A 25,324-nucleotide genomic window follows, 5' to 3' on the forward strand; every position below is an offset into this window, starting at 1 on the left:
GTTGCCTTGCAGCTGCCGGCCTCGCGCACGAGATCGTAACGCACGGTCCGGCCGTGGTTTCCAATCCGAAGCTGTTCCGTTCAATCGGTCGCTTTGGCGAGCCTGGAATCTTCGGCCTGTGGCTGCGGGCGGAGGCAGCCCTGGCAGATGACCAGGGAGCGGTTGACCCTGGCATCCTGTTCGGCCTCGATGCCATCCGCCTGCCACCATTCCCTCGAATGGGGCTGAGCCTCGGCTTGCGACCTGTTGCGCGCGGCGCGGCCGGCAGTCCGCGTCGGCTGCGAGGCGGCGCGCGGCCGGTTGGGATCCTCGCCGGCGCCATCCCAGGCATAGCGCGCAGGCTTGACGGCGAGATCGGATGCCAGATGCGCTTGCGGAGTCGCGGCACATCCGGCGAGCGCCAGTGACAACAGAAGGAGGGCAGGCGCTTTGACCATGATGCGGCACTCTGTACGCGAGAACTGAGCGAGGTTGCGTCGATCATGTTTAAGATTCTCTGAACGATAGCGGTTGTGGTTGCGACCAACGACCATGCGATATCTGATCCTTCTGCTCAGCTTGCTCGTGACCGGCGCGCGTGCCGACGACGCAAAGCCGTTCAATCCGGCCGATTATCCGCCCGGCGTGCAGAAGGCTGTGCGCTTTGCCAATGAGGAATGCGAGAGCCAGCAAGGCGGCGAGGTGACCTTCGCGCATGATACGGTGCGCAGGATCGACCTGACCGGCGATGGTCGTGAGGACTACATCGTCGATTTCCAGGACACCAAATGCGGCGATCGCGAGACGACCTACTGCGGAACCGGCGGCTGCGTCGTGAAGATCCTGGTGACGCTGCCGGACGGCAGCGTGCGCGAGGTGTTCGACGGCTACGTGCTCCGCTATAAGATCATGGCCCCGCCGGTGAAGCGCGGCGCCGCGCGCACGATCCGCTTCGATCTGCATGGCAGTTTCTGCGGCGGCTTTGGTCCGCAAGCCTGCTGGAAGACCAAGGCCATCACGGCGACGCCTTTTGCGTTCAAGCAGTAGGCCAAGTCCGCGGCAGCCGGCCTTGCAGGGCCGCTGGCGATGGCGATAAATGGGCTGCAATGAACGGACGGCTTGCGTGCCGCCCGTCGTCGAAGAGGAAGCCCAATGCAGCCCCTGCGCATGTCCCGCCGCGTCATGAATCTCGCCTATATGCTGACCCAGAATGCGCGGCGGCATGGCGCGCGTCCCGGCTTCGTCTGGGGAGACAAGTCCTGGACCTGGCGCGAGATCGATGCGCAGGTCTCCGCCCTGGCCGCGGCGCTCGCCGCGCGGGGAATTGCCAAGGGCGATCGCATCCTCGTCCATTCCAAGAATGGCGATGAGATGTTTGTCTCGATGTTCGCCGCGTTTCGCCTCGGCGCGGTCTGGGTGCCCACCAATTTCCGTCTGATGCCGGATGAAGTCAGCTATCTCGCGCAGGCCTCCGGCGCCAAGGCGTTCCTGTGCCATGTCGATTTCCCCGAGCACGCCGCGGCGGTGAAGGACGGTGCGCTGGAGTTCACCTGGAGCGTCGACGGCAAGGCCGCGTTCGGCGAGCGCTCGGTGGCCGATGCGATCGCCTCGCATGCGGGCGCCGTTGTGGAGAATGTCGCCGTCGAGCATGACGATCCCTGCTGGTTCTTCTTCACCTCCGGCACCACCGGACGCTCCAAGGCAGCCGTGCTCACCCATGGCCAGATGGGATTCGTCGTCACCAATCATCTCGCCGATCTGACGCCCGGCACGACCGAGCAGGATGCCTCGCTGGTGGTGGCACCGTTGTCGCACGGCGCCGGCGTGCACCAATTGATGCAGACCGCGCGCGGCGCGCGCACCGTGCTGCTGCCGACCGAGAAATTCGACATCAACGAGGCGTTCCGCCTGATCGAGGCGCATCGCGTCAGCAATCTCTTCACCGTGCCGACCATCCTGAAGATGATGGTCGAGCATCCCGCCGCCGACAAGTATGACCATTCCTCGCTGCGCTACGTCATCTATGCGGGCGCGCCGATGTATCGCGAGGACCAGAAGGCGGCGCTGAAGAAGCTCGGCAAGGTGATCGTGCAGTATTTTGGCCTCGGTGAGGTCACCGGTAACATCACCGTATTGCCGGCGGCGCTGCACGACCCGGAGGACGGCCCGCACGCCAGGATCGGCACCTGCGGCTTCGAGCGTACCGGCATGCAGGTGTCGATTCAGGACGATGAGGGCCGCGAGCTCAAGGCCAACCAGAGCGGCGAGATCTGCGTGATCGGGCCTGCCGTGTTCGCCGGGTATTACGACAACCCCGAAGCCAATGCGAAGGCGTTCCGCAACGGCTGGTTCCGCACCGGCGATCTCGGCCACATGGACGAGGAGGGTTTTGTGTACATCACCGGACGTGCGTCGGACATGTACATCTCCGGCGGCTCCAATATCTATCCGCGTGAGATCGAGGAGAAGATCCTGACCCATCCCGGGATCGGCGAGGTCGCCGTGCTCGGCGTGCCCGACGCGACCTGGGGCGAGGTCGGCGTCGCCGTCTGTGTCGTCAGAAAAGGCGCGAAGGCGGTGACCGAAGCGGAGATGGCGGCGTTCCTGTCGCCGAAAGTGCCGCGCTACAAGATGCCGAAGCGCTTCTTCTTCTGGGACGCGCTGCCGAAATCGGGCTACGGCAAGGTGCCGAAGCGCATGGTGCGCGACGAGCTCGAGGCGCGCGGGCTGCTCGACCTCGACAAGACGAAGACCGGCTGAGCACAGCAGATGCGGAGTATCAAGCAGCCGGGGGCGCCGCCTCCCGAACGCATTCAATGGGTGGAGGCGAGGGGGCGCGCCTTTTCCTTCACGCTTCAGGCCGGCATGCCGCTTCTGGAGGCAGCGCGGCGCGGCTTTGCGTCGGAGGGCTTTGCTGGCGGCGTGCTGAACTTCCGCCGCGGCGCGCTGGGGCCGTTCGCCTATGTCATGCCGGCGCTGTCGAAGACCGGTGAGAATGCGGCGTTCTACAGCGATACGTTCCGGCCCGCCGGCGCGACGCGTTTGAGGCTCGGCAGCATGACGCTCGGCACGCGCGACGGTGCGCCGTTCTTTCATTGCCACGGACTGTGGACGGAGGCTGACGGCAAGACGAGCGGTGGCCACATGATGCCGGACGAGACCGTCGTCGCCGAGCCGTTCGAGGTCGAGGCCTTCGGTCTGGACGGTGCGATGTTCACGGCCGAGCCGGATGCGGAGACCAATTTCAAGCTGTTCGGACCGGTCGCGGCTGCAAGCACCGGCGCGCGCACGACGAGCCGCGCCTTCGCGCTCCGCCTGCGCCCGAACCAGGATTTTGCCGGCGCACTCGAAGCGTTCTGCCGCACGAACGGCATCGCCCGCGCGAAGATCCATGGCGGCGTCGGCTCGACCATCGGCGCGCGCTTCAGCCATGGCGGCGTGACCGAGCCGTTTGCGACGGAGCTGGCAATCACGGCAGGGACAATCGCGCCCGGCGCCTCCGGCGCGCTGGAAGCTGCGCTCGATGTCGCCCTGATCGACTACACCGGCGGCGTTGCGGAGGGGCGTCTGATCCGTGGCGACAATCCGGTGCTGATGACGATGGAGCTGGTGCTGGAGGCAGGGGACTAGCTCGTGCGCCGTGACGTGGCGGGTGCAAGATAGCGCTTTTGCAATCCGGATGTTCCTGTCATGTTCCGTTGCGGATGCGAGTAGCGGCAGGACGTCATGGCACGAAAAGGCAATCGAACGATCAACCTGCCAGCGCCGTATCTGAAGCGGATATGGCTCGACCCGTCGCAGGTTCGCGACCGCGAGGCCTATCCGTTTTGCTTGCCCATCTTCCCGGATGATTTCGAGCTTAGCTTCGACAGCCCCATCACGATCATCGTCGGAGAAAACGGCACCGGGAAGTCGACCATCCTCGAAGGCATCGCAGCGCTCGCCGGCTATGACGATGCCGGCGGCGGCAAGGGCTACAGGCCGGTCGATCATTCCGAAGCGCGCGAGGAGATGGGCGGCCAACTCTCCAAGGCGCTGCGCGCAAGCTGGCTGCCGAAGATTACGAACGGTTGGTTCTTTCGTGCGGAGAGCTTTTTCTCGGTCGCGCGATATCTGGACAAGGCTGCGCGCGACGCCGGCCAGGTCGGCCCCGATTTCCTGTCGCACTCCCATGGCGAAGGCTTCCTGTGTTTCTTCGAGGAGCGTTGCCAGCGCCAGGGCATCTTCATCTTCGACGAGCCGGAATCGGCGTTGTCGCCAGCGCGCCAGATCGAATTCCTCAAGCTGCTGCGGCGCATGGAAGAGTCCCGCATCTGCCAGGTCATCATGGCAACGCATTCGCCGATGCTCATGGCCTATCCCAACGCGCGGCTGCTGCGGCTCGGCAAATACGGCCTGGAGCTTGTCACGGTGGAGCAGACCGACCATTACCGGCTGATGCGCGAGTTTTGTGCCGATCCGCGCGGGTTCGTGGAGGCGACGCTGGGGGAGTGAATGTCGTAGTCGACGGTCGTTCTCTCCGCCGTCATTGCGAGGAGCTCTTGCGACGAAGCAATCCAGCGGCCAACCTTCGTGTCCCGGACAAGCTGCAACGCGTGAGCGTTGCGGCGCAGAGCCGGGACCCAGCAACTCCCAATACCGCGGATACGTGGGCCCGGCTCTGCAGCGCATCACTTCGTGCTGCGCAGCGTCCGGGGCACGAGACCGTCGTCGATTGGCTGGCATAGGCTCGCATCCTCGCGGCAGAGTCCGCCCGAGCTTTGCTGCATTCACCACCCTCGAAAATGCCGAGGGCGCAGGGAAGGCCGGGTGCCGGCTGGCACCCGCGGTCCACTGTGCGAAGCGTGTGCTTGAAAAAGCTGCACAGCGGCATACAGGTGAAGCCAAACATCCGGCCTTCCCTGCGCAGTGGGTTGACGGCTTATGTCGTGCTCTCCCCGGGGAGCGATGCACTATTGCCCCGTCGCCTTGCGGATGACTGACGGTGCGGGGCCCGGTCGGCCCGCAACGTCACCGCAAGCCTTGGCGCACAGACCCCGGGCGCCAGGACCACACGATTTTGCCGTACGCAGACTGCGCCCGTCGTGTGCGCGCCTCGCCTGCTCACGGAGTGATCCGCCCTGCAAACCGCTTGCGCGCGACGCTGCCTGCGTCCACCACCTCCCATCCCGCGTTCGTGACGATCGCGATGCGCCCCTCGGCCCGGTTGGGGTGGTCGCAACATGCGATAATTCCGAATTCGAGTAAAGCGAATTATTTCGGCTTGGCCAAGTTGACCCCGGTCTGGTGTTTTGCCCGTCCGCCAACCCAATCAATGGTGTGCATTGGCTTTGCCACCGCCGTGCCACGAACGGGTCTCCCCATGGCCCAAAAATGCGCTAGCATGACCTCAGCGCGCGTCCCAAGTCGCGCAGATTGAGAAACGAGGAAACGAGATGAGGATGAGAAGCGGACCGGCGATCGCCGGGGTGGCGGCGCTGGCGGTGGCGGGGATGGCTCTGATGACGGCCTTCGAGCCGGTCCGGGCCCATGGACCGACGCGGCAGAAGGTGCGGGAATCCATCGAGATCAACGCGGCTCCGGCCAAGGTGTGGGCGGTGATCGGCAATTTTCAGGACATGAGCTGGCTTCAGCCGGTCACCAAGACCGAAGGCGAGAAGGGCAACGAGATCGGCGCCACACGCAAGCTGACCCTGACGGGCGGCGGAACGGTCGAGGAGGAGCTCTACAAATACGAGCCCGACATGCAGAGCTATTCGTACCGGATCACCAAGGTCGACGTGAAGGTGCTGCCTGTGACCAATTATTCCTCGACCCTGACGGTCTCGCCCGCGCCCGACGGCAAGGCCAAGCTGGAATGGGCCGGCGCATTCTATCGCGGCTATCCCAACAACGACCCGCCGCCGGAGCTGAGCGACGAGGCCGCGATCAAGGCGGTGAGCGGGCTCTACAAGTCCGGGCTCGAGGCGCTCAAGAAGAAGATCGAGAGCGGCAGCTGAACGTGCGGCTACTGGTTCTGGCGGCGCTCGCCGCCAGCCTTTGTTACGCCGGCTTTGGAAGCGCGCGCGCCGACGAGGCGTTCGTCACCAACCAGCTCAGCGAAGATCTGATGGTGGTGGATCTCGCTGGCGCGCGCGGCGTTGCGACCATCCCGATCGGCGGCAAGCCGGCGGGCGTCGCCGTCAGCGCCGACGGGCGCTTTGCCTATGTCACGAGCCCGGATGCCAAGGCGGTGACGGTGGTCGACGCTGCCACGCGGCAGGTCGCCGGCCGCGTCGAGGTCGGTGGCGGGCCGCTCGGCATTGCCGTGGCGCCCGATGGCAAGACAGTCTATGTCGCCGATTGGTACGCGGCCGCGGTGCGGGTGATCGATACGACCTCGCGCAGCGTTGTCGCCAGCATCGCGGTCGGCGCCTCGCCGTCGGGTCTTGCGGTGACGCCCGACGGCAAGCTGCTGCTCTCGGCGGACCGCGACGACGACAGCGTCTCGGTGGTGGACACGGCGACGCGCCAACGCAAGGCCGTGATCAAGGTCGGCACCCGCCCGTTCGGCGTCACCATCGATGTCGAGGGCAAGCGCGCCTACACCGCCAATGTCGGCTCCGACGACGTCTCCGTAATCGATATCGCGAAGGCCCGCGAGATCGGCCGCGTGCCGGCGGGGATGCGCCCCTATGCGGTGGCGCTGACGCAAGGCCGGGGCTTCGTCAGCGACCAATATGGCGGCACCGTCAGCGTGTTCGACCTGGCGAGCCTCAAGCCGGTCAAGCGCATCCATGTCGGCGATTATCCCGAAGGCATTGCGGCGACCGCCGACGGCAAGCGCGTCATCGTTGCCTGCTGGGAAAGCAACACGCTAAGCATCATCGACGCGGCCGAGCTCAAGGTCATTGGCGAGATCAAGACCGGCGACGGCCCGCGTGCGTTCGGCGCGTTCTTGCGCAGGGCGGAGTAGGGGGTGTGTAGGGTGGGTTAGCCTTGCGGCTGCGCGGAGCGCAGTCGGAAGGCGTAACCCACCTCTTTGGTTTCAGCGGAGACAGAAGTGGTGGGTTACGCCGCGAATGCGCGGCTAACCCACCCTACGAGTCCGAGCTAGCGTCGATGCAATCTCATCCATCCGCTCGAACACATGATCCGGCCCGAACGCCCGCAACGCCGCCGGCGCCGCATAGCCCCAGCATACCGCGCCGCAGGCAATTCCAACGGCCCGTGCCGCCTCGATGTCGCGGACCTCGTCGCCGATCGAAATGACCTTGTCGGGCTCAACGCCCGCGCGCCGGATGACCCGGCGGAATTTCGCGGCCTTGCCGAACAGCGAGGCAGAGCAGTCGAACTGCTCGAACAACGCTGCAGCCTCGCCAAGCTTCTCGCGCGCATTGGCCTCGCTGTCGGACGTCACCAGCGCCAGCTGCACGCCGTTCTCGGCCAGCGTCCGCAGCATCGCCTCGACGCCGGCAAACAGCGGAATCTCAGCTGCAGCCTCCGCCTTCAGCCGCCGCGCATGCCGCGCGATCGCCGGCAGCTTCCACGAGGGCACCTCCAGTCGGGCGAGGATCTCGCGGCTCGAGGCGTGCCTCAGCTCTTCAATCTCCCCATCCGCGACGCGACGAAAATTGAAGCGATCAGCGACATCGTTGATGGTGCGCAGGAACCAGGGAAAGCTGTCGGCGAGCGTGCCGTCGAGATCGAAGATGGCGAGGGCGTAGGGCATGAGGAGACGGAAGCACCGGGGGCTGGCACGTCGTGTCCAGCCGGCGACGCGCTGACAGATGTGATTGGAAATGCTATATTGAGATCCAGAGGTGACAGATGTCGGAGCTACTGGCAAGGATTACGGTCGATCCGCAGCGTATGCATGGACGCCCCTGTATTCGCGATCTGCGCATTACGGTCGCCGACATTCTGGGATTGCTGTCCGCGGGACAGTCGCGCGAGAGTATTCTCGAGGATTATCCATATTTGGAAGAGGCCGACATCGACGCGGTGCTCGCCTACGCCGCCCGTCAGGTCGACCACCCGATCATAGCGGCCAAATAGCTTGCCATACTTGATCGATGCTCAGCTTCCTTCGGCACTCGCGGAAGCCATGCGTCGCGCCGGATACGACGCGGTTCATGTGGCCGAGTTCGGGATGGCAAATGCGATCGACGGGGTGATCTGGAACGAAGCCATTTCTCGATCGGCTGTTCTCGTCACCAAGGATCGCGACTTTTCGCTTCTTCGCGTTGCAAAGGGTCAGGGACCGATCGTGCTATGGGTGCGCGTGGGCAACATCGATAATCGCGCGCTGATCCGCCAGTTTCTAGCCGCCATGCCTCAAATTGCCGAAGCCGTCGCACGGGGCGAGGCGGTGATTGAATTCGTCGGAAGCTAGCGAGACCGCAGCCCGCGGACGTCAACGTTGATGTCGAGATCGATGTTGCTGACGCAATCTGAATTGTTCGATGCGAGCCGCCTTCATGCCAGCGGCCATCCCGCGCCCGGGCACCACTGACATTGGCCAGCTTCAGGCACCGCCATTGCGGCAGCGGTCCGCTGCTTTCGCCTGCAAACTACCAGGCCAGCACGGTTTCCTCGCCGGACTTGTTGGTGCCGATGATATGCGGACAGAGCTCGCGACGGCGGCCCTTCGTAGACGCAAGTCACCTGTTGCTCGGCAAGGATCGCGTTCCGAAATACCGTATAGGTTCGACTGGCCATTGCTCCCTCCAGATCGATCATCTGGCCTTGCCAACCACTTGAGTGTAGTGATGCGGGACTGGAAGGGTAACCATGCCGATCAATGACACCAGCTCAGCAAGTTTCTGAGCCTCATCCTGCGCCACCAGCCGGAAACGATCGGGTTGGTGCTGGATTCGCACGGGTGGGCCAGCATCGACGACCTGATCGCCAAGGGAAATGCCGCCGGCACAAAGTTTGGCCGCGACGATCTGCTGCGTGTCGTCGCAGAGAGCGACAAGAAGCGTTTCTCGCTATCCCCTGAAACTGATCGCATTCGCGCCGCGCAAGGACATTCCGTCTCGGTTGAACTTGGCTTGGCGCCGCAGGAGCCGCCGTCGATCCTGTATCATGGCACGGCGACACGGTTTGTCGAGGCGATCCTGTCCGAGGGCCTGAAGCCGCAGGCGCGCCAGCAGGTGCACCTGTCCTCCGACGAGGCAACGGCGCAGCGTGTCGGTCAGCGCCACGGCAAGCCGCACATCTTCAAGGTCGATGCCGGCAGCATGCATGCCAAGGGATTCAATTTTTTTCGCGCAGAGAACGGTGTGTGGCTGACCGACCATGTGCCGCCGGAGTTCCTGGCCTAGCTTACGTCCTGGATTTCCAAACAGTCTCCTCGGTCCAGCCTAGTTCGGCGAATTCGGCGGCCCGCAGCGGCGCTTCGCCTTCCGCGAAGAATTCGTCGAGCTGCGGGGGCGCGACATCCGTTTCGCACAGCATGGCATGCGCCTGTCCGCGATGATGAATTTGATGTTGGAAGAGATGCATGAGCAGTCGGTCGCAGCGTTCGGTCTGCACGGTCGTGTCGCGGTTGATCCGGACGAAGGCGTCGAGCCGTTCAGTTGTCAGCGCATCGCAGATCGCAATCAGGCGCTTGTCCATTGCGGCCTGGGCAGCTTTCAGCTCGGCTAACGAGGGGTACGGCACCTCGTTCTTCCAGGCTGCCGGTCCGAGCCAACCCCCTTCAAGCGCATCGATGTAGAAGAAGTCGATGATGTAGATGTGGTTCAGCGTACGCTGCAGGCTTGGAAAGAAGCCGGTGCGGTGGGCTTCGAATTCAGACTGGGATAGCGCAGCGCAGGCGGCGAGCAGGCGATGGTTCGCCCAAGCGTTGTTGTGGGCGAAGGCGCGGTAGGTTTGGACGAGTCCAGCGGACATGTCGGCTCTTTCCCGATCGAATAGTGGCGGATTACGCTCCGCTAATCCGCGCTACAGCCCTGTGGCTCCGATGCAGCGCAATCTACTCCGCCGCCTCGCTCGCGGTTCGCCTCCGCTTCGGCTTCCGCGCCTTCTCCAGCACGGGAGCCAGGAACTTCCCCGTATAGCTCCGCGGCGCCTTGGCGATGTCCTCCGGCGGGCCCCACGCGACGATTTCACCGCCGCCGTCGCCGCCTTCGGGCCCCAAGTCGATGACCCAGTCGGCGGTCTTGATGACTTCGAGATTGTGCTCGATGACGACGACCGTGTTGCCCTGCGCGACCAGCTCGTGCAGCACCTCCAGCAGCTTCTTGACGTCGTGGAAGTGCAGGCCGGTGGTGGGCTCGTCCAGGATGTAGAGCGTGCGGCCGGTGGCGCGCTTTGACAATTCCTTGGCGAGCTTGACGCGCTGGGCTTCGCCGCCCGAGAGCGTCGTCGCTTGCTGGCCGACATGGATGTAGTCGAGACCGACGCGGTGCAATGTCTGAAAAGTCTCGCGCACGCGCGGCACCGCCTTGAAGAACTCGGCGGCTTCCTCGACGGTCATGTCGAGCACGTCGGCGATGCTCTTGCCCTTGAACAGCACCTCCAGCGTCTCGCGGTTGTAGCGCTTGCCCTTGCAGACGTCGCAGGTGACGTAGACGTCGGGCAGGAAGTGCATCTCGATCTTGATGACGCCGTCGCCCTGGCAGGCCTCGCAGCGGCCGCCCTTGACGTTGAAGGAGAAGCGGCCGGGCTCGTAGCCCCGTGCTTTCGCTTCCGGCAGGCCGGCGAACCATTCACGGATCGGCGTGAACGCGCCGGTATAGGTCGCCGGATTCGAACGCGGGGTGCGGCCGATCGGCGACTGGTCGATGTCGATGATCTTGTCGATGTGCTCGAGGCCCTCGATGCGGTCGTGCGGCGCCGCGCCTTCGCTGGCGTTGTTGAGCTTGCGGGCAATGGCGCGGTAGAGCGTATCGATCAGCAGCGTCGACTTGCCGCCGCCGGAGACGCCGGTGACGCAGGTGAACAGGCCGAGCGGAATTTCCGCCGTGACGTTCTTGAGGTTATTGCCTCGCGCGTTCACCACCTTGATGGTACGGCGATGGTTCGGCGGACGCCGCTCCGGCACCTCGACCTCGAGCTCGCCGGTCAGGTACTTGCCGGTCAGCGATTTCGGGTTGCGCATGATCTCGGCGGGCGTGCCTTCGGCGACGATGTTGCCGCCATGCATGCCGGCGCCGGGGCCGATGTCGAGCACGTAGTCCGCAAGGCGGATGGCGTCCTCGTCATGCTCGACCACGACCACGGTGTTGCCGAGGTCGCGCAGCCGCTTCAGCGTATCGAGCAGGCGGGCGTTGTCGCGCTGGTGCAGGCCGATCGAAGGCTCGTCCAGCACGTAGAGCACGCCTGTGAGCCCCGAGCCGATCTGCGAGGCGAGGCGGATGCGCTGGCTCTCGCCGCCGGACAGCGTGCCGGAGGAGCGGGACAGCGTCAGATAATTGAGGCCGACGTCGAGCAGGAAGGTGAGGCGCTCGCGGATCTCCTTCAGGATGCGGCCCGCGATCTCGTTCTGCTGCGCGTTCAGCGCCTCCGGCACGGTCTCGAACCACGCGCCGGCGCCCTTCACGGACAGCTCCGAGATTTCGCCGATATGCTTGCCGCCGACCTTGACGCAGAGCGCCTCGGGCTTGAGCCGAAAGCCCTTGCAGCCCTCGCAGGGGACGTCGTGGAAATATTTCGCCAGCTCCTCGCGCGCCCACTCGCTCTCGGTCTCGCGGTAGCGGCGGTTGATGTTGGTGATGACGCCCTCGAACGGCTTCTTGGTGTCGTAGGAGCGCACCCCGTCCTCGTAGGAGAACTTGATCTCGTCCTCGCCCGAGCCGTAGAGGAGCGCGTTTTGCGTCTTCTTCGGCAGATCCTTCCACTTGGTGTCGAGCGTGAACTTGTAGTGCTTGCCGAGCGCGGTCAGCGTCTGCACATAATAGGGCGACGACGATTTGGCCCAGGGCGCGATCGCGCCCTTGCGCAGCGTCAGATCCTTCTCGGGGATGACGAGGTCTTCGTCGACATGCTGCTCGACGCCGAGGCCGCCACAGGCGGGGCAGGCGCCATAGGGATTGTTGAAGGAGAACAGGCGCGGCTCGATCTCGGGGATGGTGAAGCCGGAGACCGGGCAGGCGAACTTTTCCGAGAACAGGATGCGCTCGGGCCCGCTCTTGTCGTGGATTTTCGCGGTCTTCTTCTTTTCCTCCGCAGGCGCAGCCGCCGCGGGCGCATCGGCGAACTCGACGACGGCAAGGCCTTCGGCGAGCTTCAGCGCGGTCTCAAAGCTCTCGGCGAGGCGCTGGCCGATATCGGCGCGCACCACGATGCGATCGACCACCACGTCGATGTCGTGCGGGAATTTCTTGTCGAGGCTGGGGGCTTCCGCCAGTTCGTGGAAGGTGCCGTCGATCTTGACGCGCTGAAAGCCCTTCTTGAGCCATTCGGCGAGCTCCTTCCTGTACTCGCCTTTGCGGCCGCGCACGACGGGGGCGAGCAGATAGAGGCGCGTGCCCTCGGGCAGCGCCAGCACGCGGTCGACCATCTGCGAGACGGTCTGGCTCTCGATCGGCAGGCCCGTGGCCGGCGAATAGGGCACGCCGACGCGGGCCCAGAGCAGGCGCATGTAGTCGTAGATCTCGGTGACGGTGCCGACGGTCGAGCGCGGGTTCTTCGACGTCGTCTTCTGCTCGATCGAGATTGCCGGCGACAGGCCGTCGATCTGGTCGACGTCGGGCTTCTGCATCATCTCCAGGAACTGGCGGGCATAGGCCGACAGCGATTCGACGTAGCGGCGCTGGCCCTCGGCATAGATCGTGTCGAAGGCGAGCGAGGATTTGCCGGAGCCGGATAGCCCGGTGAACACCACCAGCTTGTCGCGGGGAATCTCGACGTCGATATTCTTGAGGTTGTGCTCGCGCGCGCCGCGGATCGTAATTGCGCGCAGGCTCGAGCCCGCGTTCTGTTGTTGGCGCTTCGCCTTGATCACTTCATCCATCCGAGTTGCCCTCAAGGAAGCCCAAAGGTGCGCGATCGCGCCAACAAAAAAGGCGCGCTGCGCCCGGAACCGGGATCGGCGCCGATGGGTATGGCAGCGAACGTAGGAAGAACGGCGGCGGATTTCCAGTGGGACTTGCGAATCGTCAACGGATTGTTGGCGTGCTGGCGGGATCTGGCAGCAGGGACGCGCGGAACCGCTTCCGGAGCACCAGCCAAACAAAAAGGCCGGCGCGAGGCCGGCCTTTCGTGACGATGTGACCTCGGCAGGGAAGTTCAGTACTTCGCGACCACCGGGCCGCCGAAGGTGTAGTTGAGGCGAACGGTGCCCATGTCCACATCCTGCTTGATGCGGTCGATGCGGTCGTTGATGCCAAGACCCGCAAACGTGAAGCTGACATTACGGCCGCCCATAAACAGATGGTCGTATTCGATCGCAACGGACCAGTTCGGCGCGAAACCGAATTCGATGCCGGTGCCGACCGCACCACCCCAGCGCGTCTCCCTTGCGCTATCGAAGACGACGCCCCCCAACAGACCGTCGTATTTGGCGTGCGTCACGGCCGCGCCACCCTTCACGTACCAGAGCACGTTGTTCCAGGCATAGCCGACCTGGCCCGTGAACAGGCCAATTGCGTCGATCCTGGTCTGGTTGACCAGCGGCGCAAGAAACAGGCTGGTATTCGCGCCCTTCAGGTTAGCCCAATCGCCTTGGGCTTCGAGACCGAACACCCAGTTCGACGACTGCCAGCGATAACCGACCTGGCCGCCGACGACGCCGCCCGTCGCATTGTGACAGCCTTCAGCCGTATCAGGACCCGGAACGCCGAGGATGTTGTTGACATCCCAGCAGTTGCGGCTGGAGGCGCCGCCGCCGTTGATACCGAGGTAGAAGCCACTCCAATTGTACGCCGCGATCGGCGCCACCGGAGCCTTGGCGTAGGGGCGGGCCGCCAAATCGGCCGCCGAGGCCGGAGCCAACGCGCTGAGTGCGAACAAACTGGCCGAAGCCAGCAAAAGCTTCTTCATATCCATTCCCCACTTCCGTTTCTCATTCCGGTCTTCCGGAGAGCGGAAGAGCAGCGGACCTCATGACCCAAGTAACGTCATTGCTTTACACCATTGAAGCCAAAGGTTGTGTCACCTAGCGGCCACAGCCGTCCGAAAACGCGAGCGAACGGGCGGCCGCAACAAACAAAAAGGCCGGCGCGAGGCCGGCCTTTCGTGACGATGATGCGTCAGAGACGAAGCTCAGTACTTGGCGACGACCGGGCCGCCGAAGTGGTAGTTCACGCCGACCTGCACGGTGTGGAGGTCGAGAGTGCCGGTGTTGACCGGGAAGACGCCCGAGAAGTAGGTCTCGCCGCCCAGGCTGCGATAGAGGTACTCGCCCTTGACCGACCAGTTCGGAGCAAACATCGCCTCGACGCCCGCGCCGACCGTCCAGCCCGAATGGAACTGGCTCTCCGAGAGGCTCAGAACAGGGGGCGCGCTGACGCTGATCTTGTTGTTGATCCAGGCGTAACCACCCGTGGCGTACAGCAGGACGCTCGGGGAAGCGAGCCAGCCGATGCGACCACGCACGGTGCCGAGCGCGTCGATACGCGAACTGACCGTCGTGGGAACGAGGGCGCCACCAAAATCAACAAGACCGGTCGCTGAGGCGTTTACGTCAGCCCACGCGCCATCAGCTTCGATGCCGAACACGACGTTGGAGGTCTGCCAGTTGTAGCCAACGGTGCCGCCGACGAAACCGCCCTGCATGCGCGGATCATCGGAGCTGTTTTCCCAGGCGCCGCCGCCGACGATACCGAGATAGAAGCCGGTCCAGTTGTAGACCGAGGCCACAGGCGCGGGCGCCTTGGTGTAGGGGCGGGCTGCCAGATCAGCAGCCGAAGCGGGGGCCGCGAGAGCGAACAAACAGGCCGAAGCCAACAAAACCTTTTTCATTTTCAACTTAATCCCAGTCCCAGTTTCTGTTGTTGCCTTCCCTCACGGAAGGGCAGCGGACTCAACGGCCCAACTGGCGCCGTCTTTACACCACCAAAGCCGCAAGTTGTGTCTCCGAAAAGCCACAACAGCCGAAAAGGTGATGGTTGCTGACTTATTGACGTCCAGCCGTCGTGCCGCAAAAAAGAAGGGCCGGCGCTGGGGCCGGCCCTTCCATCGCTCACGAAATCAGAGGGAATCAGTACCTCGCGACCAGCGGGCCGCCGAAGCGATAATTCAGCCGGACCAAACCCATGTCGACGTCCTGATATATGCGATCGGATCCGAAGAAGGCACCGCCTGGCGTCGTGAAGTCCCGGGTCTGGTGGCCCAGGAAGAGGTGGTTGTACTCGAATCCGAGCGTCCAGTTCGGTGCGAATCCGAACTCGACGCCCGCGCCGACGGTGCCGCCCCAGCGGGTGTGATCGGCCGAGGCGAGCAGGGTGCCCGCACCGGGCGTGCCTGGCGCCGCGTAGACGTCGAACTCGTCGCTGACGACGGCGGCGCCGCCCTTGACGTAGACCAGGATATTGTTCCAGGCATAGCCGACCTGGCCGGTGATCAGGCCGAAGGCATCGATCTGAGACCGGTTGCGGCTGCCGGTGACGAGCGCGGAGCCCGGGAAGACGAGGCTGACATTGTCGCCGGAGAAGTCGGCCCAGTTGCCCTGGCCTTCGACGCCGAACACCCAATTAGCGGACTGCCAGCGGTAGCCGACCTGGCCACCGACCGTGCCTCCGGTCGCGTTGTGACATCCTTCACCGACGAGGGTGCCGGCGGCGCCGGTGACGAGGCCCGTGGTGTCGACGAAATCCCAGCACTTACGGCTCGTGCCGCCGCCGCCGTTGATACCGATGTAGAAGCCGCTCCAGTCGTAAACGGTAGCGACAGGGGCCGGAGCCTTTGTGTAGGGACGCGCAGCAAGATCCGCTGCACTTGCCGGCCCCGACAGCCCCAACGCCATTGCACCGATTGCACCAAACAGAACCTTGTTCATTACAGTCTCCCCAGTTTCGTCCGCTTCTTGAAACTCCCCGAAGCGGCTGATCAGGCGCGACGCCCATATGAATCAATTCCAACGCGAATGTAGCCTAAGAATGGGGCAGAGTCCGTCTCCGGAATGCCACACTCGCCACTCAAGTGAATGGAACAACTTAATGAATGTTAAGCGGTTTTTCTCGTTCAGGGGAACCCAAGAAGGTTCCATCGGAGCGCTGCTCATTATTTTGGCAATGGGCCAGAATGGCTGTCCTATTGCGATGAAGAACAAATCTGGAACAAAACGGAAGGGGATGCTATATATGGGGATAACCCCGGGGGTGGCAGGCTGATCGGTGCCCGCAGGCGTATAGGGTCGCCCTAGCGGGCGCAGAGGAACGCGGGCAGCGGATTCGCCCTTTTGAAATTCAGTGGCATTCGGAGTGGAGAGCGCGATGGCGGGAAGCGTCAACAAGGTCATTCTGGTTGGAAATCTCGGCAAGGATCCCGAAATCCGCCGCACCCAGGACGGGCGGCCGATCGCGAATTTGAGCATCGCGACCTCGGAGACCTGGCGCGACAAGAACACGGGCGAGCGCAAGGAGAAGACCGAGTGGCATCGCGTCGTGATCTTCTCTGAGCCGCTTTGCAAGATCGTCGAACAGTATCTGAAGAAGGGCGCAAAGGTTTACATCGAAGGCGCGCTCCAGACCCGCAAGTACACCGACCAGAGCGGCGTCGAGAAATATTCGACCGAGGTCGTGCTGCAGGGCTTCAACTCGACGCTGACGATGCTGGACGGCCGCGGTGGCGGCGGCGGAGGTGGCAGCTTCGGCGACGAGCCGGGCGGCGACTTCGGCTCCTCCGGACCCGTCAGCAGCGCGCCGCGCCGTCCCGTTGCCGCCGGTGGCGGCCGCAACAGCGACATGGACGACGATATTCCGTTCTGAGGTCAAATAGCGGGCGCTCGTCCTTTGCATCGGTGTGCTCGCGTGCCGCGCTTGGATTTCTCGTCAATCAACGGGCAAGGCTTGATTTTCTAAGCTTGCCTCATGTTGTGCGTCAGACGGCGAGCCGCTGCCGATCGGGGACTGCTGCATGAGTCTTGGACCGCTTCTTGCTGCTGCTCCGGCGATCCCGCTGCATGCCTTTGCCGCGATGGCTGCATTCGTCCTCGGAATTGTTCAGCTCATCGCCCCCAAGGGCACCCTTCCGCACCGGGCTCTGGGCTGGGTCTGGGTGGTGCTGATGCTCGTCGTGGCGCTCACCTCGTTCTGGATTCACGAAATCCGTCTGGTCGGTCCATGGAGCCCGATCCATCTGCTCTCGATCTTCGCGTTGGCGATGCTCGTATTGGGCGTGACGGCTGCAAGAGCTCACAATGTTCGCCGCCACAAGATCACGATGGCCTCGATCTTCTTCGGCGCACTCGTCATTGCCGGGCTGTTCACCCTCATGCCCGGCCGGCTCATGCATACAGTGGTTTTCGGGCCTTGAGCCGTGGCCGAAATCCACTCTCCGGCGCAGGGGTTGCCGACGTCCGAAGGCTGTCCGGAAATGACCTCCCGTCACCCCGGTAAGTGCATGAAAAAACGAAGGGAAAAAGCGCTTCCGGCGGCCCTGTCAGGGTGGTTATCCAACCCTCGATGCGTTATATGATTCCCAGATAAAACCTCACCGGATTTCCCCTTGGCTGACGACGATAACAAGCCCGGCGACCAGCCGGCGCAACCCTCGGACATTCGCCCCGTCTCCATCCTCGACGAGATGAAGAAGTCCTACCTCGATTACGCCATGAGCGTGATCGTATCGCGCGCGCTGCCCGATGCGCGCGATGGCCTGAAGCCGGTGCATCGGCGCATCCTGTTCTCGATGAACGAGCAGGGCTTCACGCCCGACAAGAAGCACAAGAAGTCCGCCGGTATCGTCGGTGACGTCATGGGTAAATACCACCCTCATGGCGACCAGGCGATCTATGACGCGCTGGTGCGCATGGCGCAGGACTTCTCGATGCGCGAATTGCTGGTGGACGGGCAGGGCAATTTCGGCTCGGTCGATGGCGATCCGGCGGCGGCCATGCGCTACACCGAGTCCCGCCTGACCAAGATCGCGCTGAAGCTGCTCGAGGACATCGACAGCGACACCGTCGACTTCCAGGACAATTACGACGGTTCCGAGAAGGAGCCGGTGGTCCTGCCAGCGCGGTTCCCGAACCTGCTGGTCAACGGCGCCGGCGGCATCGCCGTCGGCATGGCGACCAACATCCCGCCGCACAATCTCGGCGAGGTGATCGACGCCTGTATTGCGCTGATCGACAATCCCTCGCTGACCATCGACGAGCTCATCAACATCATTCCCGGCCCGGATTTCCCGACTGGCGGCATCATCCTCGGACGCCAGGGCATCCGCAGCGCGTACCATCTCGGCCGCGGCTCCATCGTGATGCGCGGCAAGGTCACGTTCGAGACCATTCGCAAGGATCGAGAGGCGATCGTCATCACCGAGATTCCTTATCAGGTGAACAAGGCGACGATGGTCGAGCGCATCGCCGAGCTCTACAAGGAAAAGAAGATCGAGGGCATCTCCGACCTGCGCGACGAGTCTGACCGCGAAGGCTATCGCGTCGTCGTCGAGCTCAAGCGCGACGCCGTGCCCGACGTGGTACTGAACCAGCTCTACAAGTTCACCCCGCTGCAGACGAGCTTCGGCGTCAACGCAGTTGCGCTCGATTCCGGGCGTCCGCAGACGATGAACTTGAAGGATATGTTGACGATCTTCGTCGGCTTCCGCGAGCAGGTCGTCACCCGGCGCACCAAGTACAAGCTGCGCAAGGCGCGTGAGCGCGCCCATGAGCAGGTCGGCCTCGCCATCGCGGTCGCCAACATCGACGAGATCATCAAGGTGATCCGCACCTCGCCGACACCAGCGGCGGCCCGTGATACCCTGATGACGCGCGATTGGCCCGCGCGCGACGTCGAGGACATCATCACGCTGATCGATGATCCGCGTCACCGGATCAACGAGGACGGCACGATCCGCCTGTCGCTGGAGCAGGCGAGGGCGATCCTCGAATTGCGTCTCGCACGTCTCACCGCGCTCGGCCGCGACGAGATTGGCGGCGAGCTGTCGAAGCTCGCCGGGGAGATCGGCGACTATCTCGCGATCCTGCGCTCACGCGCGCGCATCCTGGACATCATCAAGACCGAGCTTGCCGAGGTGAAGGCCGAGTTCGCCTCGCCCCGCCGCACCGTGATCATGGAGCAGGAGGGCGAGGTCGAGGACGAGGACCTGATCCAGCGCGAGGACATGGTCGTCACGGTCTCGCACGCCGGCTACGTCAAGCGCGTGCCGCTGTCGGCCTACCGGGCGCAGCGCCGCGGCGGCAAGGGCCGCTCCGGCATGCAGACCCGCGACGAGGATTTCGTCAGCCGGCTCTTCGTCGCCTCGACCCATACTCCGGTGCTGTTCTTCTCCTCGCGCGGCCAGGTCTACAAGGAAAAGGTCTGGCGGCTGCCGATGGCCGCGCCGAACGCGCGCGGCAAGGCCATGATCAACATCCTGCCGCTGGAGCAGGGCGAGCGTATCACCACCATCATGCCGCTGCCGGAGGATGAATCGACCTGGGGCCAGCTCGACGTGATGTTCGCGACCACGGGCGGCAACGTCCGGCGCAACAAGCTGTCCGACTTCGTCGACGTCCGCCGCTCCGGCATCATCGCCATGAAGCTCGACGACAACGAGGCGATCGTCGACGTGCAGATCTGCACCGAGCGCGACGACGTGCTGCTGACCGCTGCCGGCGGCCAGTGCATCCGCTTCCCCGTCACCGACGTGCGCGTGTTCACCGGGCGCACCTCGATGGGCGTGCGCGGCATCGCGCTCGGCGACGGCGACAAGGTGATTTCGCTGGCGATCCTGCGCCACGTCGACACCACCTCGGACGAGCGCTCGGCCTATTTGAAGATGCGGCGCGCGGTCGCGGGCGAAGCCGCCGCGGAAGAGGCACCGGCCGATGCCGAGGCCGAGGAGACCTCGGGCAGCTTCCAGCTCCCGCAGGAGCGCTATGTCGAAATGTCGGCGCAGGAACAGGTCGTGCTGACCGTCTCCGTCAACGGCTACGGCAAGCGGACCTCGTCCTACGAGTACCGCACCACCGGCCGCGGCGGCAAAGGCATCGTCGCCATGAGCGTCAACAACCGCAACGGCAATCTCGTCGCCTCGTTCCCCGTGGAGGAGGCGGATCAAATCATGCTGGTCACCGACAAGGGTCAGCTGATCCGCTGCCCGGTCGAAGGCATCCGCATCGCCGGCCGCTCGACGCAAGGCGTGATCGTGTTCGACACCGCCGAGGACGAGCACGTGGTGTCAGTCGAGCACATCACCGAAGAGGCCGAGAATGGCAACGGAGCGAACGGGGAGTAACGCTCAGCCAGGCAGCCCGAATTGCGCTGCGCTCGATCCGGGCTGTGAACCGCCTAGCTGACGCGAAATCGTCAAGCCCGATTACGGCGTGCGGTTGGCGGTCACGAGGCGTGCCTCGCGGACATTGGCCTTGGTGCCGGCGCTACGCAGGCAGGAGGCTTCGAAGTTCGGCCAGGCCTGCTGCGAGCAGTCACGGCCGATGCTGCGGATGTCGAGCCGGTCGCTCTTGGCCAGCGGCTGCGGCACGCTGGCTTCAACCTTCGGGGCAAAGCCGGGCAGGAGCGTGAGGGCCGCGGCAACACACGCAGACAGAGCGATCGCTGAAATGGTCTTGATCATGACAGTCCCCTGTGATGCGGCCGCCTACGCCCAGTACGCGGCCCGTCGTTCGTTGGCCCGGATTAGTAACCATGGCCAGTTTCCGGACGTCTTCGCCGATGTGGGAAATGGTTTCGTTCCCGCTCCGTTTTGTTTCGTGGTCGCCCCGAGGGCGAAACAAACCGGCTGCCGCTGACGCCCGACGGGACATTTTCGGAGGGGCTGGACCGGAAACGGGCAAGGAACCTGCCCGGCTTGCCGGCCCGGGCCGGGCGCGGTAGGACGGGGCCATGCCGCGCATCGCCTTCTACCCAGGTTCCTTCGACCCCATCACCAACGGCCATCTGGACGTGGTCCGGCACAGCGTTTCCTTGTGCGACAGGCTCGTGGTCGCGATCGGGGTGCATCCCGGCAAGAAACCGCTGTTCTCGACCGAGGAGCGCCTCAAGATGCTCGAGGACGTCTGCGGTCCGATCGCGGCGCAGGCCGGCTGCGTGCTGGAGGCGACGACGTTCGACGATCTGTCGGTCACCGCAGCGCGCAAGCACGGCGCGACCATCATGATTCGGGGCCTGCGCGACGGCACTGACCTCGACTACGAGATGCAGCTCGCCGGCATGAACGAGGCCATGGCTCCCGAGGTGCATACGGTCTTCCTGCCGGCCTCTCCCATGGTCCGCCCGATCACCGCCACTTTGGTGCGCCAGATCGCCGGCATGGGCGGGGACGTCTCGGCCTTCGTCCCGCCGCAGGTCGCGGCACAGCTCAAGGCCAAATTCGCCTGAAAACGGCGCGCTTCCTCTTCTCTCTGATCCGGAGTTGTCATGATCCGAATTCTCGCAGTTCTTGCCGCGCTTCTGTTCGCGGTACCGGCGGTGGCGCAGCAATTGCCGGCAAATCTCGACAAGGCCAACGCCATCGTCATCGACAGCACCAAGGGCCGCATCGTCATCAAGCTCAGGACCGACATCGCGCCCCAGCATGCCGAGCGCATCAAGCAGCTCGCGCGCGAGGGCTTCTACAACAACGTGCCGTTCCACCGCGTCATGGACGGCTTCATGGCGCAGACCGGCGACGGCGAGAAATTCAACGGCACCGGCGGCTCGAAATACCCGAACCTGAAGCAGGAATTCTCCAAGGTGCATTTTGCCCGCGGCATCGTCGGCATGGCCCGACGCGGCGACAGCGTCGACAGCGCCAACTCGCAGTTCTTCATCATGTTCGCCGACGGCGGCAGCCTCGACGGCCAGTACACCGTGATCGGCGAGGTGGTGCAGGGCATGGACGTCGTCGACAAGCTCAAGAAGGCGCCCGCCGGCTCGCCCGGCGGCTCTGTCACCGATCCCGACAAGATGGTGAAGGTGCAGGTCGCCTCAGACATCAAATAGGCGGGGGCCATGGCGCGCCGCGGTGGCAGGCTCCTGCTGGTTGCCGTGGTGCTGCTGCTCGCCACCTCCCGTGCGGCCGTGGAGGCCGCCCAGGTCGACACGATCCAGGACATCTTCCGGCACCTGCGCACCTGCTGGAGACCGCCGTCGCCGGCGAGGGCCCGCCCACTCGACATCACCGTCCTCGTGAGCTTTAACCGGGCCGGAAACATTCTGGGCCATCCGAGGATTACCTATGAATCCGCGGAGGCCTCCGACAATGACCGGCTGCAATACCGGATCGCGGTGATGGAGGCGTTGCAACGCTGCACGCCGGTGCCATTTACCGATGCAATGGCCGGCGCCGCCGCGGGACGTCCATTCGCGATCCAGTTCCGCAGCCGCAAGACGTCACCCGAGAAGACTTCACCCCCAACGCAAGAGAGACGAGCATGAGCGTCACCGAAAACACCCTGATCCTCGAGACCACGCAGGGCCCCGTCACCATCGAAATGCGCCCCGACCTCGCGCCCGGCCATGTCGCGCGCATCAAGGAGCTGGTCCGTGAGGGCTTCTACGACGGCATCGTGTTTCACCGCGTGATCGAGGGCTTCATGGCGCAGACCGGCTGCCCGCACGGCACCGGCACCGGCGGCTCCGGCAAGAAGCTGAAGGCCGAGTTCAACAAGGAGCCGCATGTGCGCGGCACCGCCTCGATGGCCCGCGCCGCCAATCCCGATTCCGGCGACAGCCAGTTCTTCATCTGTTTCGACGACGCCCGCTTCCTCGACAACCAGTACACGGTGTGGGGCAAGGTCACCGAGGGCATGGAGAACGTCGACAAGATCAAGCGCGGCGAGCCGGTGCAGAACCCCGACAAGATCGTCAAGGCGCGGATGGCCGCGGACAAGGAATAGTCACTCGATCCTCATCCTGAGGAGCGCGGAACGCGCGTCTCGAAGGATGAAGGCCCCACTGCTGCAACCCGGCCTTCATGGTTCGAGACGGCGCTAAGCGCCTCCTCACCATGAGGGTCTGGCTGTGTCGCGCCAAGCCTGCTCATGCGCACCGATCTCTTCGATTTCGATCTGCCGCCCGAGCGCATCGCTTTGCGCCCGGCGAGCCCGCGCGATTCCGCGAGGATGCTGGTCGTCGAGAATGGCGCGCTGCGCGACCAGATCATTTCCGACCTGCCGCAATGGCTGAAGCCCGGCGACCAGCTCGTCGTCAACGACACCAAGGTGATTGCGGCGCAATTGAAGGGTCGCCGCATCGGCCGCGACACCGAGCCGAAGATCGAGGCGACACTGATCAAGCGTCTCGACGGCTCGCGCTGGCAGGCGCTGGTGAAGCCGGCCAAGAAGCTCGCCCCCGGCGACCGCATCCGCTTTGGCAACGAAGGCAAGGTCTGCCTGCTCGGTCATCTCGACGCCGAGGTCGAGGCCAAGGGCACCGAGGGCGAGGTGACGCTGGCGTTCTCGTTCCACGGCCCGGCGCTGGACCAGGCCATCGCCGATCTCGGCAGCCCGCCGCTGCCGCCCTACATCGCCTCCAAGCGCACGCCAGACGATCAGGACCTCGCTGATTACCAGACCATGTTCGCGGCGAATGAAGGCGCAGTTGCAGCGCCGACCGCGGGACTGCATTTCACGCCGGCGCTGGAACAGTCGTTGCGCGACCGCGGCGTTGCCCTCAACCGCGTGACGCTGCATGTCGGGGCAGGGACGTTCCTGCCGGTCAAGGTCGACGACACCGACGGCCACAAGATGCACGCCGAGTGGGGCACGATCTCGGCCGAAACGGCGGAGCGGCTCAACGTTGCGCGGAAGAACGGCGGCCGCATCGTTGCGGTCGGCACGACGTCGTTGCGGCTGCTCGAAAGCGCCGCGAGCGAGGACGGCACGATCCAGCCATTCGCAGCCGAGACGTCGATCTTCATCACGCCCGGCTACCGCTTCCGCGCGGTCGACGCGCTGATAACCAATTTCCACCTGCCGAAGTCGACGCTGTTCATGCTGGTGTCGGCCTTCTCGGGGCTCGCGACGATGAAGCAGGCCTATGCGCACGCGATCGCGCAGGGCTATCGCTTCTATTCGTATGGCGATGCGTGTTTGCTGTTTCGGGCCGAGCGGTAGGGTGGGTTAGCCGCAAGGCGTAACCCACCACTGCTCGTCTCCGCGGAAGCGAAGAGGTGGATTACGCCTTCGGCCAATCCACCCTACGCAACCTTCGTTACGCCATCACCCGCTGCGGCAGGAATTCCGCGATCTGCACCGCATTCAGCGCCGCGCCCTTGAGCAGCTGATCGGCCGCCACGAACATCGAGATCGAGTGCCCGGTGGGGTCGCTGAGATCCTTGCGGATGCGGCCGACCAGGACGTCGTCCTGGCCCGAGGCGTCGATCGGCATCGGGAAGTAGTTCTTGGCGCGGTCGTCGACCACCTTCACGCCGGGCGCCTGCGCCATGATGGCACGGACCTGGTCCTCGCTGATCGGCTTCTCGCATTCGAAGGTGATGGCTTCGCAATGGGCGCGCAGCACCGGCACACGCACGCAGGTGACGCCGACGGCGATGCTGTCGTCTTCGAAGATCTTGCGGGTCTCCTTGATGACCTTGGTCTCTTCGTCGTTGTAGCCGGTCTCGGGGTCGATGGCGGTGTTGTGGTTGAACAGGTTGAAGGCGTAGGGGTGCGGCATCACCTTGGGCGTATAGACCTGCCCGTTGAGGTTGGCGCGGGTGGACTCCACCAGCTCCTCCATCGCGGCGGCGCCGGCGCCGCTGGCCGCCTGATAGGTCGAGATGATCACGCGCTTGATGCGGTTCTTCTGGTGGATCGGCCACAGCGGCACCAGCGCGGTGATCGCGGCGCAGTTCGGGTTCGCAATGATGCCCTTGTGGTCGCGGATGCGGCTCGCGTTGATCTCGGGGATCACCAGCGGCACGTTCGGATCCATGCGGAAGGCCGAGGAGTTGTCGACCACGACGGCACCGGCCTTGACCGCGATGGGGGCGAACTTCTTGGAGATGCTGCCGCCGGCGGAGAACAGGGCGATGTCGACGCCGTCGAAGGAGCGCTCGGTCAACTCCTCGATGGCCACGCTCTGCCCGCGGAACGACACCGTCTTGCCGGCCGAGCGGGCGCTCGCCAGTGCCTTGAGCTTGCCGACGCGAAAGCCGCGCTTGTCCATGGTGGCGATGAATTCGGCGCCCACCGCGCCGGTGACGCCGACAATCGCGACGACGGGATCGTTACTCACTTTGTCCTCCGTTGCATTGAGAATTTAGACAACAAAAAAGCCCCGGACCATCGAGGGCGGGGCTTGCCGTA

Annotated in this window: 26 protein-coding genes and 1 pseudogene; 18 read left to right on the forward strand and 9 right to left on the reverse strand. The window is 64.3% G+C overall.

Annotation, left to right across the window (positions count from 1 at the left end; genetic code table 11):
* Nucleotides 1–80: 80 nt before the first annotated feature.
* The gene (locus ACM43_RS02340) at nt 81–437 is read right to left on the reverse strand and encodes a hypothetical protein (RefSeq protein ID WP_271537881.1); all 357 of its coding nucleotides are present in this window, start codon (nt 435–437) and stop codon (nt 81–83) included.
* Nucleotides 438–531: 94 nt separating this feature from the next.
* Between ACM43_RS02340 and ACM43_RS02345 the strand changes: the two genes are divergently transcribed.
* The 6 genes from ACM43_RS02345 (at nt 532) to ACM43_RS02370 (ending at nt 6,934) form a co-directional block, all read left to right on the forward strand.
* Nucleotides 532–1,026 (forward strand): hypothetical protein, encoded by a 495-nt coding sequence (locus ACM43_RS02345; protein ID WP_271537884.1) that lies wholly within the window; start codon nt 532–534, stop codon nt 1,024–1,026.
* Between the two features lie 105 nt (nt 1,027–1,131).
* The gene (locus tag ACM43_RS02350; protein ID WP_271537885.1) at nt 1,132–2,739 is read left to right on the forward strand and encodes an acyl-CoA synthetase; all 1,608 of its coding nucleotides are present in this window, start codon (nt 1,132–1,134) and stop codon (nt 2,737–2,739) included.
* A gap of 9 nt (nt 2,740–2,748) precedes the next feature.
* Nucleotides 2,749–3,609, forward strand: coding sequence for a PCC domain-containing protein (locus tag ACM43_RS02355; RefSeq protein ID WP_271537887.1), 861 nt, complete (start codon nt 2,749–2,751; stop codon nt 3,607–3,609).
* 96 nt (nt 3,610–3,705) lie between these two features.
* Nucleotides 3,706–4,473 carry an AAA family ATPase gene (locus ACM43_RS02360; RefSeq protein WP_271537889.1) on the forward strand — a complete coding sequence of 256 codons (768 nt, stop codon included), beginning with the start codon at nt 3,706–3,708 and terminating at the stop codon, nt 4,471–4,473.
* A gap of 941 nt (nt 4,474–5,414) precedes the next feature.
* Nucleotides 5,415–5,978, forward strand: a complete 564-nt coding sequence (locus ACM43_RS02365) for an SRPBCC family protein (RefSeq protein ID WP_157286070.1) — start codon at nt 5,415–5,417, stop codon at nt 5,976–5,978.
* Between the two features lie 2 nt (nt 5,979–5,980).
* On the forward strand, nt 5,981–6,934 hold the full coding sequence (locus tag ACM43_RS02370; RefSeq protein ID WP_271537891.1) for a YVTN family beta-propeller repeat protein: 954 nt from the start codon (nt 5,981–5,983) through the stop codon (nt 6,932–6,934).
* A gap of 114 nt (nt 6,935–7,048) precedes the next feature.
* Here the strand turns inward: ACM43_RS02370 and ACM43_RS02375 are convergent, their stop codons facing one another.
* Complete coding sequence (locus tag ACM43_RS02375; protein ID WP_271537893.1) at nt 7,049–7,690, reverse strand: HAD-IA family hydrolase; 642 nt, start codon at nt 7,688–7,690, stop codon at nt 7,049–7,051.
* Between the two features lie 98 nt (nt 7,691–7,788).
* Between ACM43_RS02375 and ACM43_RS02380 the strand changes: the two genes are divergently transcribed.
* The 3 genes and pseudogenes from ACM43_RS02380 to ACM43_RS02390 form a co-directional block, all read left to right on the forward strand.
* Nucleotides 7,789–8,016 carry a DUF433 domain-containing protein gene (locus ACM43_RS02380; protein WP_100230657.1) on the forward strand — a complete coding sequence of 76 codons (228 nt, stop codon included), beginning with the start codon at nt 7,789–7,791 and terminating at the stop codon, nt 8,014–8,016.
* 10 nt (nt 8,017–8,026) lie between these two features.
* On the forward strand, nt 8,027–8,353 hold the full coding sequence (locus tag ACM43_RS02385) for a DUF5615 family PIN-like protein (RefSeq protein ID WP_271537896.1): 327 nt from the start codon (nt 8,027–8,029) through the stop codon (nt 8,351–8,353).
* A gap of 421 nt (nt 8,354–8,774) precedes the next feature.
* Nucleotides 8,775–9,287, forward strand: a pseudogene (locus tag ACM43_RS02390) (RNA 2'-phosphotransferase); the annotation flags it as partial.
* A gap of 1 nt (nt 9,288) precedes the next feature.
* On the opposite strand, the gene ACM43_RS02395 reads toward ACM43_RS02390, so the two are convergent.
* Entirely contained in the window at nt 9,289–9,858 is a 570-nt protein-coding gene (locus ACM43_RS02395) for a DinB family protein (RefSeq protein ID WP_271537898.1), read from the reverse strand.
* Nucleotides 9,859–9,940: 82 nt separating this feature from the next.
* Nucleotides 9,941–12,922 (reverse strand): excinuclease ABC subunit UvrA, encoded by a 2,982-nt coding sequence (gene uvrA / locus ACM43_RS02400; protein WP_271537900.1) that lies wholly within the window; start codon nt 12,920–12,922, stop codon nt 9,941–9,943.
* Nucleotides 12,923–12,949: 27 nt separating this feature from the next.
* On the opposite strand from uvrA, the gene ACM43_RS02405 reads away from it, so the two are divergent.
* Nucleotides 12,950–13,174 (forward strand): hypothetical protein, encoded by a 225-nt coding sequence (locus ACM43_RS02405; RefSeq protein WP_271537902.1) that lies wholly within the window; start codon nt 12,950–12,952, stop codon nt 13,172–13,174.
* Nucleotides 13,175–13,197: 23 nt separating this feature from the next.
* On the opposite strand, the gene ACM43_RS02410 is transcribed toward ACM43_RS02405, so the two are convergent.
* The 3 genes from ACM43_RS02410 to ACM43_RS02420 form a co-directional block, all read right to left on the reverse strand.
* On the reverse strand, nt 13,198–13,950 hold the full coding sequence (locus tag ACM43_RS02410; protein WP_271537904.1) for an outer membrane protein: 753 nt from the start codon (nt 13,948–13,950) through the stop codon (nt 13,198–13,200).
* A gap of 222 nt (nt 13,951–14,172) precedes the next feature.
* Nucleotides 14,173–14,871 carry an outer membrane protein gene (locus tag ACM43_RS02415; RefSeq protein WP_157286061.1) on the reverse strand — a complete coding sequence of 233 codons (699 nt, stop codon included), beginning with the start codon at nt 14,869–14,871 and terminating at the stop codon, nt 14,173–14,175.
* Between the two features lie 238 nt (nt 14,872–15,109).
* A complete protein-coding gene (locus ACM43_RS02420) occupies nt 15,110–15,907 on the reverse strand; it encodes an outer membrane protein (RefSeq protein WP_271537907.1) in 798 nt (265 codons plus the stop codon).
* Nucleotides 15,908–16,343: 436 nt separating this feature from the next.
* Here ACM43_RS02420 and ACM43_RS02425 point away from each other — a divergent pair, with 436 nt between their 5' ends.
* From ACM43_RS02425 to gyrA, 3 genes are all read left to right on the forward strand, one after another.
* A complete protein-coding gene (locus ACM43_RS02425; RefSeq protein WP_025036423.1) occupies nt 16,344–16,838 on the forward strand; it encodes a single-stranded DNA-binding protein in 495 nt (164 codons plus the stop codon).
* 148 nt (nt 16,839–16,986) lie between these two features.
* Nucleotides 16,987–17,385: a DUF2306 domain-containing protein gene (locus tag ACM43_RS02430; protein ID WP_157286059.1), complete on the forward strand. Its 399-nt coding sequence runs from the start codon at nt 16,987–16,989 to the stop codon at nt 17,383–17,385.
* 192 nt (nt 17,386–17,577) lie between these two features.
* Nucleotides 17,578–20,310: a DNA gyrase subunit A gene (gene gyrA / locus ACM43_RS02435; protein ID WP_271537911.1), complete on the forward strand. Its 2,733-nt coding sequence runs from the start codon at nt 17,578–17,580 to the stop codon at nt 20,308–20,310.
* An 81-nt stretch (nt 20,311–20,391) separates the two neighbouring features.
* Here the strand turns inward: gyrA and ACM43_RS02440 are convergent, their stop codons facing one another.
* Nucleotides 20,392–20,649 carry a hypothetical protein gene (locus tag ACM43_RS02440; protein WP_036012649.1) on the reverse strand — a complete coding sequence of 86 codons (258 nt, stop codon included), beginning with the start codon at nt 20,647–20,649 and terminating at the stop codon, nt 20,392–20,394.
* Between the two features lie 269 nt (nt 20,650–20,918).
* Here ACM43_RS02440 and coaD point away from each other — a divergent pair, with 269 nt between their 5' ends.
* The 5 genes from coaD (at nt 20,919) to queA (ending at nt 24,130) form a co-directional block, all read left to right on the forward strand.
* Nucleotides 20,919–21,413, forward strand: a complete 495-nt coding sequence (gene coaD, locus ACM43_RS02445) for a pantetheine-phosphate adenylyltransferase (RefSeq protein ID WP_036028155.1) — start codon at nt 20,919–20,921, stop codon at nt 21,411–21,413.
* A gap of 39 nt (nt 21,414–21,452) precedes the next feature.
* Nucleotides 21,453–22,016 carry a peptidylprolyl isomerase gene (locus ACM43_RS02450; protein ID WP_271537917.1) on the forward strand — a complete coding sequence of 188 codons (564 nt, stop codon included), beginning with the start codon at nt 21,453–21,455 and terminating at the stop codon, nt 22,014–22,016.
* A gap of 9 nt (nt 22,017–22,025) precedes the next feature.
* A complete protein-coding gene (locus ACM43_RS02455; protein ID WP_271537919.1) occupies nt 22,026–22,451 on the forward strand; it encodes a hypothetical protein in 426 nt (141 codons plus the stop codon).
* On the forward strand, nt 22,448–22,912 hold the full coding sequence (locus ACM43_RS02460; protein ID WP_018642141.1) for a peptidylprolyl isomerase: 465 nt from the start codon (nt 22,448–22,450) through the stop codon (nt 22,910–22,912). Before ACM43_RS02455 ends, ACM43_RS02460 begins: the two co-directional genes overlap by 4 nt.
* A gap of 144 nt (nt 22,913–23,056) precedes the next feature.
* Nucleotides 23,057–24,130, forward strand: a complete 1,074-nt coding sequence (gene queA / locus ACM43_RS02465) for a tRNA preQ1(34) S-adenosylmethionine ribosyltransferase-isomerase QueA (RefSeq protein WP_271537921.1) — start codon at nt 23,057–23,059, stop codon at nt 24,128–24,130.
* A 97-nt stretch (nt 24,131–24,227) separates the two neighbouring features.
* On the opposite strand, the gene ACM43_RS02470 is transcribed toward queA, so the two are convergent.
* Nucleotides 24,228–25,253, reverse strand: a complete 1,026-nt coding sequence (locus ACM43_RS02470; protein ID WP_271537923.1) for an aspartate-semialdehyde dehydrogenase — start codon at nt 25,251–25,253, stop codon at nt 24,228–24,230.
* Nucleotides 25,254–25,324 lie beyond the last annotated feature (71 nt).

Source organism: Bradyrhizobium sp. CCBAU 45321, from assembly GCF_028128975.1.
Lineage (GTDB): Bacteria > Pseudomonadota > Alphaproteobacteria > Rhizobiales > Xanthobacteraceae > Bradyrhizobium > Bradyrhizobium yuanmingense.

What these genes read in the sequence shown, in the direction of transcription:
- ACM43_RS02340 (WP_271537881.1), bottom strand. Translation starts at nt 437, where the DNA reads ATGGTCAAAGCGCCTGCCCTCCTTCTGTTGTCACTGGCGCTCGCCGGA.
- ACM43_RS02345 (WP_271537884.1), top strand. Translation starts at nt 532, where the DNA reads ATGCGATATCTGATCCTTCTGCTCAGCTTGCTCGTGACCGGCGCGCGT.
- ACM43_RS02350 (WP_271537885.1), top strand. Translation starts at nt 1,132, where the DNA reads ATGCAGCCCCTGCGCATGTCCCGCCGCGTCATGAATCTCGCCTATATG.
- ACM43_RS02355 (WP_271537887.1), top strand. Translation starts at nt 2,749, where the DNA reads ATGCGGAGTATCAAGCAGCCGGGGGCGCCGCCTCCCGAACGCATTCAA.
- ACM43_RS02360 (WP_271537889.1), top strand. Translation starts at nt 3,706, where the DNA reads ATGGCACGAAAAGGCAATCGAACGATCAACCTGCCAGCGCCGTATCTG.
- ACM43_RS02365 (WP_157286070.1), top strand. Translation starts at nt 5,415, where the DNA reads ATGAGGATGAGAAGCGGACCGGCGATCGCCGGGGTGGCGGCGCTGGCG.
- ACM43_RS02375 (WP_271537893.1), bottom strand. Translation starts at nt 7,690, where the DNA reads ATGCCCTACGCCCTCGCCATCTTCGATCTCGACGGCACGCTCGCCGAC.
- ACM43_RS02380 (WP_100230657.1), top strand. Translation starts at nt 7,789, where the DNA reads ATGTCGGAGCTACTGGCAAGGATTACGGTCGATCCGCAGCGTATGCAT.
- ACM43_RS02395 (WP_271537898.1), bottom strand. Translation starts at nt 9,858, where the DNA reads ATGTCCGCTGGACTCGTCCAAACCTACCGCGCCTTCGCCCACAACAAC.
- uvrA (WP_271537900.1), bottom strand. Translation starts at nt 12,922, where the DNA reads ATGGATGAAGTGATCAAGGCGAAGCGCCAACAACAGAACGCGGGCTCG.
- ACM43_RS02410 (WP_271537904.1), bottom strand. Translation starts at nt 13,950, where the DNA reads ATGAAGAAGCTTTTGCTGGCTTCGGCCAGTTTGTTCGCACTCAGCGCG.
- ACM43_RS02415 (WP_157286061.1), bottom strand. Translation starts at nt 14,871, where the DNA reads ATGAAAAAGGTTTTGTTGGCTTCGGCCTGTTTGTTCGCTCTCGCGGCC.
- ACM43_RS02420 (WP_271537907.1), bottom strand. Translation starts at nt 15,907, where the DNA reads ATGAACAAGGTTCTGTTTGGTGCAATCGGTGCAATGGCGTTGGGGCTG.
- ACM43_RS02425 (WP_025036423.1), top strand. Translation starts at nt 16,344, where the DNA reads ATGGCGGGAAGCGTCAACAAGGTCATTCTGGTTGGAAATCTCGGCAAG.
- ACM43_RS02430 (WP_157286059.1), top strand. Translation starts at nt 16,987, where the DNA reads ATGAGTCTTGGACCGCTTCTTGCTGCTGCTCCGGCGATCCCGCTGCAT.
- ACM43_RS02440 (WP_036012649.1), bottom strand. Translation starts at nt 20,649, where the DNA reads ATGATCAAGACCATTTCAGCGATCGCTCTGTCTGCGTGTGTTGCCGCG.
- coaD (WP_036028155.1), top strand. Translation starts at nt 20,919, where the DNA reads ATGCCGCGCATCGCCTTCTACCCAGGTTCCTTCGACCCCATCACCAAC.
- ACM43_RS02450 (WP_271537917.1), top strand. Translation starts at nt 21,453, where the DNA reads ATGATCCGAATTCTCGCAGTTCTTGCCGCGCTTCTGTTCGCGGTACCG.
- ACM43_RS02455 (WP_271537919.1), top strand. Translation starts at nt 22,026, where the DNA reads ATGGCGCGCCGCGGTGGCAGGCTCCTGCTGGTTGCCGTGGTGCTGCTG.
- ACM43_RS02460 (WP_018642141.1), top strand. Translation starts at nt 22,448, where the DNA reads ATGAGCGTCACCGAAAACACCCTGATCCTCGAGACCACGCAGGGCCCC.
- queA (WP_271537921.1), top strand. Translation starts at nt 23,057, where the DNA reads ATGCGCACCGATCTCTTCGATTTCGATCTGCCGCCCGAGCGCATCGCT.